We start from the raw sequence: 13881 nt of genomic DNA, 5'->3' as shown, positions 1-13881 counted from the left end.
GGGGTGTTTTTTTGCGTGCTGTCTTCGTTTCTTGCCCCCCCCTCCCCCCCCCCCCCCCCCCCCCCCCCCCCCCCCCCCCCCCCCCCCCCCCCCCCCCCCCCACCGGCGGACAGTTACTTGCTCAACTCAGTGCTCGGCAACGCTGGTTTTGCCCTGACGATTCTCGATGTCACCGATCAGACGCTTGGCCAGTGCCGGGTAGTTCTCGTCGAAATGGTGCCCGCCTGGCAGTTTCAAGCGTTCACCGACCGCCGTGTGGTCGGTGCAGCCGCTTTCATCGGCCTCTTCTGCGCCATAGATGCATACCACCTTCGCGGCCGGCAACCGGGCCATTTCCGGCCCAGTAGGCGCTTCCTTACCCGCGTTGCCCAGCCAGCCTTCGACTTCGATCTCAAAGCTGCCGCTGCGGGCGAAGGCCAGCAGAATGACCGCATCGACGCGTTGCTGGTCTTCAGCCGGAAGGCGGTTGTAGATAGCGGGCAAGACGTCGGCACCGAAGGAGTAACCGGTCAATACAAAGCGCTTGGTGCCCCATTTCTGCCGGTAGTGCTGCATCAGTTCCGACAGGTCGATGGCGCTTTGTTCAGGGGTTTTGTGCTGCCAGTAGTAACGCAGGGTGTCGATGCCGACCACTGGATAGCCAAGCTTGGCCATCTCGCCGGCCACGTCGCGGTCCAGGTCGCGCCAGCCACCATCGCCGGACAGGAACAGGGTCACGGTATCGGTTGTCTGGCCGGCGGGCACTTCCACCACCGGGATGCTCATGGCGTTGCCTTCTTCGCCCACCAGCGCCTGAGTCAGTTGTGCCTTGAGCACTTGCGGCAAGTGGATGTCGTAATCGCTGATGCTGGTTTCGGCGTTGGCCTGGTCGCGTACGAAGGCCGCGCTGGCGTCGTCCGGATTGTCGTTCCAGGCCACACTCCAGTGTCCGTGGGCGGCCGACTTGGGCAGTGGTGTGCTGCAACCTGGACGTTCGACGCTGAAATCCACCGAGATGGCCTGGGCTTTGTCGTCGGTCTGCTTAGTCAGCCAGTCCCAGGCTTGAGCGGCGCCCGGGCCAATGCCGGCAACCAGTGTCGCTGGGCCTTGCAGTTGTTCCAGTGCTTGTTTCAAGGCGGTTTGTTGCAAGGTGCAATCGGCGGGCGGCAGGATTACCTGGACCATCTGTGCCTCACCGCTCTGGCTCAGGTTCAGCAGTTGCTTGTCGCTCAGGGCCTGATCCTGAAGCACCGCAATGGCCACCCGGGCTTTTGCGTGAGTGCCTGGGGTGGCTCGAGTCAGGCTGCTGCCGTCGCCCAGCGTCAGATGCTCCAGGCGTGGCTCAGGTGCAGGGCGGGTCCACAGCCAGAAGCCCAGCGAGGCAGCCAGCAAGCCCAGGATCAGGGTTGCAAACAGGTGCAGCCAGTAACGTCGAATCATCAGCGTTTCACCAATCCGGTCAGGCCGCCTGCGATCAGGGCGGCAGTGTCGGCCAGTGCCACCAGCGGATCGAGTCCGGCAGGCACGGCCATATAGCGGGGTTCCCAGTCAGGCTGGAACTTGTCTTTGAAACGGCGCAGGCCCTGGAAGTTGTAGAGCTGCTCGCCGCGCTGGAACACCATCGAGCCCAGGCGTTGGGTCAGGGGTGCGCCGCGGCGCGGTTGCAGGCCGGAAAGCGGCACCATGCCCAGGCTGAAGCGGGTGTAGGCCTGCTGCTTATAATGTTGGATCAGGCCAATCATCATGAATTCCATGGTCAGCTTCGGTGCTTGCGGATGGGCGCGCATCAGGTCGAGGCTGGCCAGTTCGCGGCTGTGGGTTTCCAGCAAGTTGGCAAAGGCGACCGGGCGCCCCTCGAAGCGAATAATCGCAATACGAAAATGTTCCAGGTACTCGGGGCTGAAACGGCCAAGGGAGAAGCCTTTCTCGCGCACGTTCTTGCCGCTCAGCCAGGCGTCGGAAATGACTTTGAGTTCTTCAAGCGGCGCTTGTCCCGGTTCATGCACTTCCAGGCTCAGACCATCGCGGCCACCGCGGTTCCAGGTGTAGCGCAGGTCTTTCATCTCCTTGCCCTTGGCGTCCAGGTCAAAGCGCTTGAGGTCGACCCGCGCCTCTTCGCCCAGCTTGATCGCGGTCAGGCCGATGTCCATATAGAAGGGCAGGTTCTCTGCGCGGACCTGGTAGAACACCGGGCGGGCGTGGTGCACGTCGCACAGGTCACGGAACTGCCAGATCATCTCGGCGCGTTTGTGCGCCGGGCCGATAGGGTCGTACAGCGCGACCAGGCTGCGTCCCCGGTGCGCGTACATAAGGAAGGCGTCGTCATCGGGGTGGAACAGCAGTGCTTTGTCGCCCGTCAGTGCCAAGCCGCCATCCGGTTGGTCCGAGGCCTGCAGAATTCGACTGGCGCGTTGTAACTCTTCTGCGTTTGGCAGGTGGATAACCGGACGCGCCGTACGCAGCAGCCATGTCAGCGCGACGGCCACCAGCAATACCGCGCTACCCAGGGCCGAGCGCAGGCCACGGGGAGCATCGGCGTCCAGGGTGAACTGCCACCATAGTTGATGGCTGTAGGGCACATCCTGGTAGGCGAACAGTAGCAACCAGATCGAGGCGCCGAGCACACAGGTGCTGGCGGCCAGGTAAACCGGCGAGAAAGGCAGTTCCAGCAAGCGGCTGGGGCGGTAGAAAGCACGACGGAACAAAGCCAGCAGGCAGGCGGTGAAAGTCAGGATGGTCGCTTCTTCCCAGTCGAAGCCCTTGAGCAGCGAGAGCAGGGCACCGACCAGCAGCAGGATGGTGGTCAACATCCAGGCGGCGGACAGGCGTCGACGCAGGCCTTGAGCCAGCAGCAAGCACAGCACGCCAATCAGGCTGGCGCCGAAATGCGAGGCGTCGATCAGGCGATGGGGGATGAGAAAACCCAGGTGTTCAAGGCGACCGTCGATCTCCGGAGTGGCCCCGGAAAACAGCAGCACCACCCCGGAGAGGAACACCAGCACTGCCAGCACCGGGGCGGCCAGGCCCGAGGCTACCTTGATGGCCTGGCGGGCAACAATGAAGCGCCGCGCCTCGCTGGCCAGCAACAAGACACAGGCCAGCAGCAACGGCAGTACCACATAGATCAGGCGGTAGAGCAGCAGGGCGGCTGCCAGGGGCGCTGCACCCAGCTGATCGGCGAACGCGGCGAGGAGGATGGCCTCGAATACCCCGACGCCACCCGGGACATGACTCAGCACGCCGGCAGCCAGTGCCAGCAGGTAGACCAGCAGGAAGGCACCGAAGGGTGGCGCTTCAGGCAGCAGCAGGTACAACACGGTCGCCGCAGCGGCAACATCCAGGGCGGTGATCAGCAGTTGCAGAAGGGTCAAACGCGCGCCCGGCAGGCGCAGGGTGCGACGCCCGACCTGGACCAGCAGATTGTCTGCCTGGGGTTGCTCCGGCAGACGTCGGCGGTAAAGACCGTAGACCAGTAATCCCGCCAGACCCAGTACAGCCAGTGCGACGCCTGCCAGCAGCGCTTCGGGAAGATGCAGGGCTGTCGCCGCCGCAGGCAGGTTGCTCAGGGTCGCCAGGGCCGCCAGCGGTGGCAATGCGCAACCCAGCGAGAGGCTGGCGAACAGGGTCATGCGCGCGACTTCAGCGGCGCCAACCCCCTGGCGCGCATACAACCGGTAGCGAACCGAGCCGCCAGAGAGCAGTGACAGGCCAATCGCATTGCCAATCGCGAAAGCACTGAAGCCACCGGTGATCAATGTCTGTGGCGGCAATTGCACGCCGGCATAACGACTGGCCGACCACTCGTAGCCGAGCAGGATGATGAAGCCGACAACCGTTGCCAGGAATGCTCCCGCCAGAGCGGTTGGGGGCACGCTGAGCAGCGAATCATGCAGGGCATAAATGTCCAGTTCGCTCAGCAGATGGCGACAAGCGATCAGGGCAATGCTGAACAACAGCAAGGTCACGGCCAGGCCGATGGGCTGTCGATAACGGCTCAAGCGGTCAATCCAGCGCAAATGCTGGGCGGCGTTGGGCAGAACGGAGGTGACGGGCGCGTCTGTTTCGGAGGTCTGGCTGCGCATCAAATACCTCGTGGATGGTGCACGCCAGGAGGAACGTATCCAGCCAAGGTACCAATCCCTATGGAAAGTAGTGGCGACTATGATCGGGCCACTGCCTGCCTAGAGGATAGTTAAAGAATATTTATATTGCCGCGCAGGCATGGGGAGAGGGGCTGAATCGCAGATGCAAAAAAGGCCACTTTTTTCAAAGTGGCCTTTTCTGTTGTTTGGTTGCGGGAGCCGGATTTGAACCGACGACCTTCGGGTTATGAGCCCGACGAGCTACCAGACTGCTCCATCCCGCGTCTGTGGGGCGGATTCTACAGCGTTTGGACCAGCTGTCAACGCTTAATTGTTGATTTACAATAAATTTATGCCTGAGCACTTTCTTCAGGCAAAGAAAAAGGCCACTCCGAAGAGTGGCCTTTCCTGAATCTGGTTGCGGGAGCCGGATTTGAACCGACGACCTTCGGGTTATGAGCCCGACGAGCTACCAGGCTGCTCCATCCCGCGCCTGTGAGATGAATTCTCACAGTTCTGCGCTGGAGTGTCAAGCACTCATTTCAAGAAAACCTTTTTTCTTCAAATGCTTAGCGCTTTCATCGGGCGCTGCGAGGTAGCGCTGGTGAGGGCTTCAGGTTTTAAGTGTGTATATTTATCCAGTGTCAGTGGTGCTTCTGCCAAGTGGGGTGAGATACTGCCTACACCATTATTTACCTGTGGCTACGGTTTGATGTCCCTGCGCAAAATCATCCACATCGATTGCGATTGCTTTTATGCCGCTATTGAAATGCGTGACGACCCACGTCTGGCAGGGCGGCCGCTGGCGGTGGGGGGCTCGGCTGAGCGTCGGGGAGTGATCGCCACCTGCAACTATGAGGCGCGGGCCTATGGCGTGCGTTCGGCAATGTCGTCGCGGCACGCCTTGAACCTGTGCCCCGATCTGTTGATCGTAAAGCCACGCATGGATGCCTATAAAGAAGCGTCCAGAGAAATTCACGCCATCTTTCGCGACTACACCGATCTGATCGAGCCGCTGTCGCTGGATGAAGCCTACCTGGACGTCTCTGACAGCTCCTGGTTCGCAGGCAGTGCAACGCGGATTGCCGCCGACATTCGTCGTCGGGTTGCCCAGCAGTTGCATATCACCGTGTCAGCCGGTGTCGCGCCGAACAAGTTCCTGGCCAAGATTGCCAGCGACTGGCGCAAGCCCAATGGCCTGTTTGTGATCACCCCCGATCAAGTCGAAGAATTTGTCGCTGTATTGCCGGTGAGTAAATTGCACGGCGTGGGCAAGGTGACAGCGGACAAGCTCGGTCGCCTGGGTATTACCAGTTGTCTGGACTTGCGTGACTGGAGTCGTCTGGCGCTGGCGCGTGAATTTGGCAGTTTTGGTGAGCGACTGTGGGGGCTTGCGCGTGGTATCGACGAGCGGGCAGTGCACAACGACAGTCGCCGCCAATCGGTCAGTGTCGAAAATACCTACGATACGGATCTGCCTGACCTGGCCAGTTGCCTGGAGAAGCTGCCGGAACTGATCGAAACCCTGGCGGGGCGCATGGCTCGCATCGATGACAGTTATCGACCGGGCAAACCTTTCGTCAAAGTGAAGTTCCACGATTTTACCCAGACGACACTGGAGCAAGCTGGCGCCGGGCGTGACCTGGCCAGCTATCAGCAATTGCTCAGTCAGGCGTTCGCCCGCGGAGGCAAACCTGTGAGGCTCCTGGGTATTGGCGTGCGCTTGCAGGACTTGCGTGCCGGGCATGAGCAACTGGAGCTGTTTAGCTGCGACTGAATGAAAAAACGCCAGCAAGCTGGCGTTTTTTCAGAGCAGGGCAGGGGTATCAGTGCACGCCAGGGTCGGCGACCAGACGGCCGGCATCCTTGGTCAGTGACTGGAGAAACTCCTGCTGCAGCTCGGGATCGTTGCGGGTGAGTTCGATCAGGCTCTGCTCCAGCTCGCTGGCTTCTTCTTCCAGGCCCAGTTCGGACAGGCGCTTGACCCGGTGCACCCACTGGCTGACTTCATCGTCTTCAAGATCGTCGAAAATCAGGTCGTGGGCTTCCACCAGCTTGCTGCGCAGGTTACTGCTGATCAGCAGACTGGCATCGCCACGCACGTTGTTGTCTTCATCGGCGACCTGCAGGTGCAGGGTACCGATGTGGGTCAGGTTCTGTTCGGAGAACGGGCTGTCGAGCAGGTTCAGGAGCAGCACCCCGTTGCGGTCGGTAGTCAGCATGTGGCTGACCTTGCCAGCTTTGACCTCAACCGGACGATCACTCCACGGCAGGCTGGTGTACTCCTGGCGTTTGTCCTTCTGTACCTCGGTGATCCCGGCAAGGTTTTGCTGGGCGCGGCCATTGGACTGAGCATTCATGGCCGGGTTGAGGCCGTCGATACCATAGCTGAGCCAGTCGCGCGTGACGCTATCGGGCAGGTTGCCCAGCGCGAAGATATTGACCACGTTGGCACCGACGCCGGCTACCACGGCCACCGCACCCAGCGGAATCTCGTAGATTTCCCGCCAAGGCTGGTAGGGCGTGTAGCGATCATAACGACGGGTGACTTCGAACTCGGTGACTTCGAAGTTTTTCTGTTCGTGAATGCGCACACGCCGCTGTGGCAGTTCGAGCACCTTCGGGTCCCCGACATCGATCTGCAGGCTGTGTTCGAGCAGCTTGCGCTCGATGCGTTCCTCATGCTCACTGCGCTGGGACATCTGATTGGCGCAACCGCTGAGCAACAGGGCGCCACACAGTGTGGCGCCCCCCAGGGTAAAGGTACTTCGCTTGAACATGATTACTCTTGCGTTGGCTTAGCGGCGGATGCGGGCTTGCAGGAACGACAGCACCTCGGCCACTGGCAGCGGTTGCGCGTCACGTTCAGTGCGGTGTTTGTATTCCAGGTTACCGTCGGCCAGGCCACGGTCGCTGACCACGATCCGGTGCGGAATGCCGATCAGTTCCATGTCGGCAAACTTGATCCCCGGGCTGGTTTTCTTGTCGCGGTCGTCCAGCAGGACTTCGAAACCGGCGGCAGTCAGTTCGGCGTAGAGCTTGTCGGTGGCTTCGCGGACCTGTTCGGTTTCGTAGCGCAGCGGTACCAGAGCGATCTGGAACGGGGCCAGGGTGTCGCTCCAGATGATGCCGTTGTCGTCGTAGTTCTGCTCGATGGCTGCAGCCACCACGCGGGATACGCCGATACCGTAGCAACCCATGCTCAGGGTCACTGGCTTGCCGTTCTCGCCCAGTACCTGGCACTTGAGTGCTTCGCTGTACTTGGTGCCGAGCTGGAAGATGTGCCCGACTTCGATGCCGCGCTTGATCACCAGGGTACCCTGGCCATCAGGGCTTGGATCGCCTTCGACGACATTACGCAGGTCGGCGACTTGTGGAACGGGCAGGTCACGCTCCCAGTTGACGCCGAAGTAGTGCTTGTCGTCGATGTTGGCACCGATGCCGAAATCACTCATCAGCGCGACCGAGCGGTCGATGATGCATGGCAGTGGCAGGTTCAGCGGGCCGAGGGAGCCTGCGCCAGCGCCGATGGCGTCACGCAGTTCTTCGTCGGTAGCCATGACCAGTGGGCTGGCGACTTCTGGCAGGTTGGCTGCCTTGATTTCGTTCAGCTCGTGGTCGCCACGCACGATCAGGGCAATCAGCTTGCCTTCTTCGGCGGCGCGCACGATCAGGGTCTTGACGGTCTTTTCGATCGCCAGATTGTAGTTTTCCACCAGTTGGGTGATGGTTTTGGCGTCCGGGGTATCGACCAGGCGCAACTCTTCGGTTGGCGCAGGGCGCACGGTTTCCCGTGGAATGGCCTCGGCCTTCTCGATGTTGGCGGCGTAGTCGGAGCTGTCGCTGAAGATCACATCGTCTTCACCGGACTCGGCCAGCACATGGAATTCGTGGGAGTAGCTACCGCCGATCGAGCCGGTGTCGGCTTGTACAGGACGGAAGTCCAGGCCCAGGCGGGTAAAGATGTTGCTGTACGCCAGGTGCATGCGGTCATAGGTTTCCTGCAGGGAAGCCTGGTCGGCATGGAAGGAGTAAGCGTCCTTCATGATGAACTCGCGACCACGCATTAGGCCGAAGCGCGGACGGATTTCGTCGCGGAACTTGGTCTGGATCTGGTACATGTTCAATGGCAGCTGTTTATAGCTGTTGAGTTCGTTGCGGGCGAGGTCGGTGATGACTTCTTCGTGGGTCGGGCCCACGCAGAAATCGCGACCATGGCGGTCTTTCAGGCGCAGCAGCTCAGGACCGTACTGTTCCCAACGACCGGATTCCTGCCACAGCTCTGCTGGCTGGATGCTTGGCATCAGCACTTCCAGGGCGCCAGCGGCGTTCATTTCCTCGCGGACCACGGTTTCAACCTTGCGCATTACCCGAAGGCCCATCGGCAGCCAGGTATAAAGGCCGGATGCGAGCTTGCGGATCATGCCGGCACGCAGCATGAGCTGGTGGCTGATGACGACCGCGTCGGACGGGGTTTCTTTCTGGGTAGCGAGCAAATATTGACTGGTGCGCATGGTAGGCCGTTGTCGGTTGCTTAAGACTTAAAATGACCCCGCATTGTACGGGGGCGATTCGGTGACGTACAGGATGCCGGAGCACGAAGGCGTTGTCAGCCCGATTCGAGACAAGAAAAAGCCCGGCAGTGCCGGGCTCTTTCGAACTGGGGATACTGAAAGCCCGGGGCTTACAGGATGCTCAGCGGGTACTCGACGATCAGACGCAGTTCGTCCAGCGATGGCGAACCGTAGTAAACGCCGTCGGCGGAACGGTAGGTGGCCTGACGCACGCGGAAGCTCAGGTCCTTGGCAGGGCCTTCTTGCAGGACGTACTTGGCTTCGATGTCACGTTCCCATTCCTTGCCGTTGTTGGTGCCTTCGACGTTGGCGTCGGTACCTTTGACATAACGGGTCATGAAGCTCAGGCCTGGCACGCCGTAACTGGCCATGTTCAGGTCGTAGCGCGCCTGGTAGGAACGCTCGTCTTCGGCGTTGAAGTCGGAACGGGCAATGGAGTTGGCCAGGAAGATCGAACCGCCACCGTCGACGCCATAACCGTAGTCGCCGTCACCGGTTACACGCTGGTGAGCCAGGGTGAAGGTGTGAGCGCCAATGTTGTAGGCAGCCGACAGGCTGAACGCACGGTTGTCCAGCTTGTCGCCGTCAAAGGCGGTATACCGGGTGTCGCCGTCGCTTTTGGTGTCATAAATGTTGAAGTCGAATACCAGGCCTTGCTCGTCATTGATTGGCAGCGCCCAGTTGACGTTGGCGTAGTACTTGCGCCAGTAGTCTTCAACTTTGGAGTAGTAGAGGCTGGTGCTCAGGGTGTCGGTGAAAGCATAAGTGCCGCCGACCACGTTAGCCACGGTCAGGCCAGGGTTCTTCTCGCGGGTTGTGCTGTCAAGACCACCGATACTGTCGTGATACGACTGCGACTGAGCGTTGAGCGCGGTGAAGTGACCGGCGTTCAGTTCCAGACCCTTGATTTCCTTGCTGGTAAGCAGGAAGCCTTCAACGGTTTCTGGCAGCAGGCGGCTGTCGTCAGTGGCCAGAACCGGCATGGCGGTGAACTGGGTGCCGTACTTGAGGACGGTGTCGGAGATGCGCATTTTGACTGCGCCGCCGGCTTCAGAGAACGAATCTTCGGAGCGACCGTCGGAGCCGGTCGGGAACTGGCCGGTGCCTCTGCGACCTTTGCCGCTGTCCAGTTTCAGGCCGAGCATGCCGATAGCGTCAACACCGAAACCGACGGTGCCTTGAGTGAAGCCGGATTCGAAGGTGCCGAGAAAGCCCAGGCCGGTTTCTTCAGAGCGTCGTGGGGTACCAGGTGGCGGAGCCTCGCTGTTGCGAGGGTCACGGCTGAAGTACAGCATGCGGGTTTTTACGTCCAGCGTACTGTCTTCAACAAAGCCTTTGGATTCACTTTGCGAAGAGGCGAATGCCATTTGCGAGGTGCCTGCTGCAACAGCCAGGGCGATAATGCTCCACTTCATCACGCGCATCGTGATTTGCTCCTTTGGTTTTTAGGAAGAGTACTGCCGTCGCCGATTGGTTTTTTTATGCGGCGCGGCTCTTTCTTTTTGTGTCGGCGGAAATGTATATCACGCAGACTGTAGTTGGCGATATGGGGGTAAAGATCCTTTCGGTAACTTTACGGTCATGTCGCTAACGGTTAGGTCCCTGTCGCAAATCACGCCCCGATTTTTGCGGGTCGTACAACTCCAGCGCTGTTCCGGGCGGCGTAAGGATAGGTAAAAATAATCTAGCCCCCACGCCCCGAACTCCCTGGTTTACCCATGCAACTGTTGTTATTTGTCGCACTTCACCGCATCAATGCAGGTGTCGTGCCGACTGTGGCGGATGTGAATGCAACAAGCGTGCTCAAAAGCGGGGTCAGTTCACAAAATTTTCACGAACGCCTCAGGAAGGGGCGCAAAGCGCCGTAAAACCGGGGGCTAAGATCCAATGGTTCGCTTGCGAAGCGTGTTCTGGAATAAGGGCGAAAGTTGTCCGTTAAGTCAAAGCGTTACCGTGAAAGCCAGATGCTGAGTAGTTTGCGGATACTTTGGGGGCCTGGAGTGCGAGGCAAGCCTCATTTTGGTGCGAAAAGTAGCGTTTCGTTACTCTGCAGGCTGTTACCTCTGTATTTCTCTGGGGTGGAGGGTGAAAAAAGTGGCCAATTCGGTGCGTTTGTTCGCGCGGGTGCCTGCCTGGCAATGCTCCATCGCGTGATCACAGGTATCCTATTGCAATGCAGTCTGCGCTGTGGGGCTAGCGGTGCGCAGGCAAGGTATTAAATAGTTGTAGGAGATTGCCCTGTGTTTGATCTGGATCCACGTCTTCAAGAAGACACCTATGTGCTGGGCGACTTTCCTCTTTGCCGGCTGTTGTTGAGTAAGGATGCCAACTATCCGTGGTTTATTCTGGTGCCGCGGCGAGCCGATATCAGCGAATTGTTTCAACTTGATGACAATGATAAGCAACAACTCTGGGAAGAAACCACAGCGCTGGCTGAAACCCTCAAGGACAGTTTCGCTGCCGACAAGATGAATGTCGCGACCCTGGGCAATGTCGTTGCGCAACTTCATATGCACGTCATCGTTCGTCGACGCAATGACCCGGCCTGGCCTGCTCCGGTCTGGGGGAACAAACCGGCAACTGCTTATACCGTCGAGCAGCTTGTGGAAATTCGCAAGCGTCTAGCGACCGTGCTCGATGACAACTTCACATTCGCCGAGGTGTGAGAAATGACAGTTGAAGCGCGGGTAACAGAACTGGAAAGCCGTCTGGCTTTCCAGGACGATACAATCCAGACCCTTAATGATGTGCTGGTCGAGCAGCAGCGGGTGGTTGAACGCCTGCAGTTGCAGATGGCTGCACTGCTCAAGCGTTACGAGGAAATGGTCGGTCAGTACCAGAGCAGCGAGGAAGAGGCGCCGCCGCCTCACTATTGATGCGCATGGTTCAGGCATAAAAAAACCGCGGTCGCCCAGGCGCCGCGGTTTTTTATTGGTCGCGGGATCAGCGCCGTGGAGCGGCGATCACATCTTCTGCTTGCAGGCCTTTGTCGCGGTTCATCACCGAGAACTCCACGCGCTGGCCTTCGACCAGGACGCGGTGACCTTCACCGCGAATGGCGCGAAAGTGCACAAAGATGTCATCACCCGAATCGCGCGAGATGAAGCCGAAACCCTTGGAGGTGTTGAACCACTTCACTGTGCCGGTATCGCGGTTGCTCATGTCGTACTGCGGCTGCTGGCTGCGGGCGCCGCCGGTTTTGATGAAGGCGGCAACCAGGTGCAGGGCGACGGCCAGCAAGGTGCAGCCCAGTGCTGGCAGGTTGCCGAGCTCGGGGCGGGCCAGCAGGGTCAGGGTCTGCAGCACCACGGCGAGTACCAGCAGGCCGCTGGACAGGCGCTGCAGGTGCAGTCGTGCTCCCTGGTAGTGCTGTGGCACCACGGGAGCGAGGAGCAGGTTGAGCAAGCCGAAGAGAGCCAGGTAAACGGCTTCCGGCTGTTGCAGCAGAGGTACTGCATCAGTTCTCAGACTGGGTATGAAGGACAGCAGCAAAGCTGCAGCGCCCGTCAACAGGTGGACGATCTTGAACATGTTGGTTGGCTCACATTTATAAGGCAAATCACAGGAAGAGCTGACATCACGGCGCGCATTGGTTTGAGAAGCGCAAAAACGTGAGAAAAGGCCAGCCTATGCGCCCCTGCACTGACAATCGTCAGGGGCGGCACGCTGCCTATTTAACAGCAAAGCCCGGGGCTTCTCAAATCATCGGCCAGCCGTGTGTCGCTTGCTTCGGGAGCAGAGCCTTCGGCGCCTGCAACGCTATGCCGCAAGCAGCAAGGCTGCAGGCAGTGGCAAGTCTTGATAGAGTGGGGTGTACCTGCTTGATCATCAAACATCATGGAAAGGGGAATCGCATGGCTATTGATATCGGTATCAGCGAAGAAGATCGCAAGTCCATTGTCGATGGATTGTCGCGACTCTTGTCGGATACTTATGTACTTTATCTGAAGACCCATAACTTCCACTGGAACGTAACCGGCCCGGCCTTTCGCACATTGCACTTGATGTTTGAAGAGCAATATAACGAACTGGCCCTGGCGGTGGACTCCATTGCCGAGCGCATTCGTGCCCTGGGTTTTCCTGCGCCGGGTGCCTATTCGATCTATGCCCGTTTGTCTTCCATCAAGGAAGAAGAGGGCGTGCCGCCTGCCGAGGAGATGATCAAGCAACTGGTGGAAGGGCAGGAAGCGGTGACCCGCACGGCGCGCAGCATTTTCCCGCTGCTCGACAAGGTCAGTGACGAGCCGACTGCAGACCTGCTCACCCAACGTATGCAGGTGCACGAAAAAACCGCCTGGATGCTGCGCTCGTTGCTGGAGGGCAAATAGTCCACCAGGGTAATAAGCGCTAAGGCATGAATGCCCGGTTCCCTTGAGGGGCCGGGCATTTAGCCTTAATAAGGAAGGCGTTCTATCGTGATGCGATCCAACGCATCTTGCCGAGCAATCCTACGGCGAGAGTAAGCCTGTCTGCTGGAAGCAAACCGCACCGCAGCGCTTTATTAGGGTAAGTCTCTGAGTGACAACAACTGCTCGGAGGTATTTCCCTGTTAGTCAGATCGCATGGTGTTTGTATGTCTTCATGGATGAATCGCGGAGGGCGTTTGGCGGGCGGCCTGGGCAAGGAGGGGGTCGATCCGTTCGAGGCGAATTTCAACATGGGCTTGGCCCGGCCATTGTCCCGCTCGGTGCGTTTGAACGGATTTGCCACTTGTCTGCGGCTGGAAGAGGTCTATTGGCGAATTCTTGAACGGATCGCCGAGGCCAACCAGTGCACTGTCAACGCTGTACTGTCCTATGTAGACCGCGAGGTGCACCTGCGCCATGGCGGGGTGAAAAATTTCAGCGGCCTGATCCGGGTGGTCTGTGTGGTCTATCTGCTCGGCACACAGGTGGCACGCTAGTCGGTTACCGGGCTGCACAGCACTCCTTAACCATATATAATCCCGCTCTTTACTGCCTGAACCAGCCCGCGCTGTGGTTAACGAGACACGCCTATGCCCCTGTACGACTATCAATGTGCTTCCTGTGATCACCAGATGGAAGTCCTCCAGAAGATCAGCGCCGCGCCGCTGAGCGATTGCCCGGCGTGTCAGAAGCCCGAGCTGAAGAAGCTGATTTCTGCGCCTGGCTTCCGCCTGGGCGGCACGGGCTGGTACGAAACCGACTTCAAGACCGGTGCAAAAAAGAACCTTGCAGGCGGCGACAAAGCCGACTGAGTTGAATTGCACCGGCAGGGTCTTGCAC

At 59.3% G+C, this 13881-nt stretch carries 13 protein-coding genes and 2 tRNA genes; 7 read left to right on the top strand and 8 right to left on the bottom strand.

Features of this window, described 5'->3' with window-relative positions:
- Positions 1-126: 126 nt before the first annotated feature.
- From ACO6VD_RS03505 to ACO6VD_RS03490, 4 genes are all read right to left on the bottom strand, one after another.
- Positions 127-1419, bottom strand: coding sequence for a virulence factor family protein (locus ACO6VD_RS03505; protein WP_422417058.1), 1293 nt, complete (start codon positions 1417-1419; stop codon positions 127-129).
- On the bottom strand, positions 1419-4061 hold the full coding sequence (mprF, locus tag ACO6VD_RS03500) for a bifunctional lysylphosphatidylglycerol flippase/synthetase MprF (protein WP_422417056.1): 2643 nt from the start codon (positions 4059-4061) through the stop codon (positions 1419-1421). The genes ACO6VD_RS03505 and mprF overlap by 1 nt, the downstream gene beginning before the upstream one ends.
- Before the next feature lie 207 nt (positions 4062-4268).
- A tRNA-Met gene (locus ACO6VD_RS03495) sits at positions 4269-4345 on the bottom strand.
- A 131-nt stretch (positions 4346-4476) separates the two neighbouring features.
- A tRNA-Met gene (locus ACO6VD_RS03490) sits at positions 4477-4553 on the bottom strand.
- A 226-nt stretch (positions 4554-4779) separates the two neighbouring features.
- Between ACO6VD_RS03490 and dinB the strand changes: the two genes are divergently transcribed.
- Positions 4780-5838, top strand: a complete 1059-nt coding sequence (dinB, locus tag ACO6VD_RS03485; RefSeq protein ID WP_422417060.1) for a DNA polymerase IV — start codon at positions 4780-4782, stop codon at positions 5836-5838.
- A gap of 49 nt (positions 5839-5887) precedes the next feature.
- On the opposite strand, the gene ACO6VD_RS03480 is transcribed toward dinB, so the two are convergent.
- From ACO6VD_RS03480 to ACO6VD_RS03470, 3 genes are all read right to left on the bottom strand, one after another.
- The gene (locus ACO6VD_RS03480; protein ID WP_400170485.1) at positions 5888-6841 is read right to left on the bottom strand and encodes a hypothetical protein; all 954 of its coding nucleotides are present in this window, start codon (positions 6839-6841) and stop codon (positions 5888-5890) included.
- A gap of 18 nt (positions 6842-6859) precedes the next feature.
- On the bottom strand, positions 6860-8575 hold the full coding sequence (locus ACO6VD_RS03475) for a proline--tRNA ligase (protein WP_422417054.1): 1716 nt from the start codon (positions 8573-8575) through the stop codon (positions 6860-6862).
- A 170-nt stretch (positions 8576-8745) separates the two neighbouring features.
- Positions 8746-10059 (bottom strand): OprD family porin, encoded by a 1314-nt coding sequence (locus ACO6VD_RS03470; protein WP_422417052.1) that lies wholly within the window; start codon positions 10057-10059, stop codon positions 8746-8748.
- 294 nt (positions 10060-10353) lie between these two features.
- On the opposite strand from ACO6VD_RS03470, the gene ACO6VD_RS03465 reads away from it, so the two are divergent.
- From ACO6VD_RS03465 to ACO6VD_RS03455, 3 genes are all read left to right on the top strand, one after another.
- On the top strand, positions 10354-10503 hold the full coding sequence (locus ACO6VD_RS03465; RefSeq protein WP_422417051.1) for a hypothetical protein: 150 nt from the start codon (positions 10354-10356) through the stop codon (positions 10501-10503).
- A 372-nt stretch (positions 10504-10875) separates the two neighbouring features.
- Positions 10876-11301 carry an HIT family protein gene (locus ACO6VD_RS03460; protein WP_400170488.1) on the top strand — a complete coding sequence of 142 codons (426 nt, stop codon included), beginning with the start codon at positions 10876-10878 and terminating at the stop codon, positions 11299-11301.
- Positions 11302-11304: 3 nt separating this feature from the next.
- Positions 11305-11511: a SlyX family protein gene (locus ACO6VD_RS03455; RefSeq protein WP_400170489.1), complete on the top strand. Its 207-nt coding sequence runs from the start codon at positions 11305-11307 to the stop codon at positions 11509-11511.
- Between the two features lie 67 nt (positions 11512-11578).
- Here the strand turns inward: ACO6VD_RS03455 and ACO6VD_RS03450 are convergent, their stop codons facing one another.
- Positions 11579-12166, bottom strand: coding sequence for a cold shock domain-containing protein membrane protein (locus ACO6VD_RS03450; RefSeq protein WP_422417050.1), 588 nt, complete (start codon positions 12164-12166; stop codon positions 11579-11581).
- Positions 12167-12489: 323 nt separating this feature from the next.
- Between ACO6VD_RS03450 and ACO6VD_RS03445 the strand changes: the two genes are divergently transcribed.
- The 3 genes from ACO6VD_RS03445 to ACO6VD_RS03435 all read left to right on the top strand — a co-directional run bounded on the left by ACO6VD_RS03445 (position 12490) and on the right by ACO6VD_RS03435 (position 13853).
- Complete coding sequence (locus tag ACO6VD_RS03445; RefSeq protein WP_157194793.1) at positions 12490-12963, top strand: Dps family protein; 474 nt, start codon at positions 12490-12492, stop codon at positions 12961-12963.
- A gap of 245 nt (positions 12964-13208) precedes the next feature.
- Positions 13209-13538: a ribbon-helix-helix domain-containing protein gene (locus ACO6VD_RS03440; protein ID WP_422417049.1), complete on the top strand. Its 330-nt coding sequence runs from the start codon at positions 13209-13211 to the stop codon at positions 13536-13538.
- A gap of 93 nt (positions 13539-13631) precedes the next feature.
- The gene (locus ACO6VD_RS03435) at positions 13632-13853 is read left to right on the top strand and encodes an FmdB family zinc ribbon protein (RefSeq protein ID WP_422417048.1); all 222 of its coding nucleotides are present in this window, start codon (positions 13632-13634) and stop codon (positions 13851-13853) included.
- The last annotated feature ends 28 nt before the right edge of the window (positions 13854-13881 follow it).

This window comes from Pseudomonas sp. GZD-222 (assembly GCF_049310525.1).
In the GTDB taxonomy this organism is placed as follows: domain Bacteria; phylum Pseudomonadota; class Gammaproteobacteria; order Pseudomonadales; family Pseudomonadaceae; genus Aquipseudomonas.
The sequence above is the reverse complement of the archived record's forward strand: the minus strand, read 5'-3'. Positions and strand labels throughout refer to the sequence as shown.

Coding starts and splice junctions, on each gene's coding strand:
- ACO6VD_RS03505 (WP_422417058.1), bottom strand. CDS start 1,419: ATGATTCGACGTTACTGGCTGCACCTGTTTGCAACCCTGATCCTGGGC.
- mprF (WP_422417056.1), bottom strand. CDS start 4,061: ATGCGCAGCCAGACCTCCGAAACAGACGCGCCCGTCACCTCCGTTCTG.
- ACO6VD_RS03480 (WP_400170485.1), bottom strand. CDS start 6,841: ATGTTCAAGCGAAGTACCTTTACCCTGGGGGGCGCCACACTGTGTGGC.
- ACO6VD_RS03475 (WP_422417054.1), bottom strand. CDS start 8,575: ATGCGCACCAGTCAATATTTGCTCGCTACCCAGAAAGAAACCCCGTCC.
- ACO6VD_RS03470 (WP_422417052.1), bottom strand. CDS start 10,059: ATGCGCGTGATGAAGTGGAGCATTATCGCCCTGGCTGTTGCAGCAGGC.
- ACO6VD_RS03465 (WP_422417051.1), top strand. CDS start 10,354: ATGCAACTGTTGTTATTTGTCGCACTTCACCGCATCAATGCAGGTGTC.
- ACO6VD_RS03455 (WP_400170489.1), top strand. CDS start 11,305: ATGACAGTTGAAGCGCGGGTAACAGAACTGGAAAGCCGTCTGGCTTTC.
- ACO6VD_RS03450 (WP_422417050.1), bottom strand. CDS start 12,166: ATGTTCAAGATCGTCCACCTGTTGACGGGCGCTGCAGCTTTGCTGCTG.
- ACO6VD_RS03445 (WP_157194793.1), top strand. CDS start 12,490: ATGGCTATTGATATCGGTATCAGCGAAGAAGATCGCAAGTCCATTGTC.
- ACO6VD_RS03440 (WP_422417049.1), top strand. CDS start 13,209: ATGTCTTCATGGATGAATCGCGGAGGGCGTTTGGCGGGCGGCCTGGGC.
- ACO6VD_RS03435 (WP_422417048.1), top strand. CDS start 13,632: ATGCCCCTGTACGACTATCAATGTGCTTCCTGTGATCACCAGATGGAA.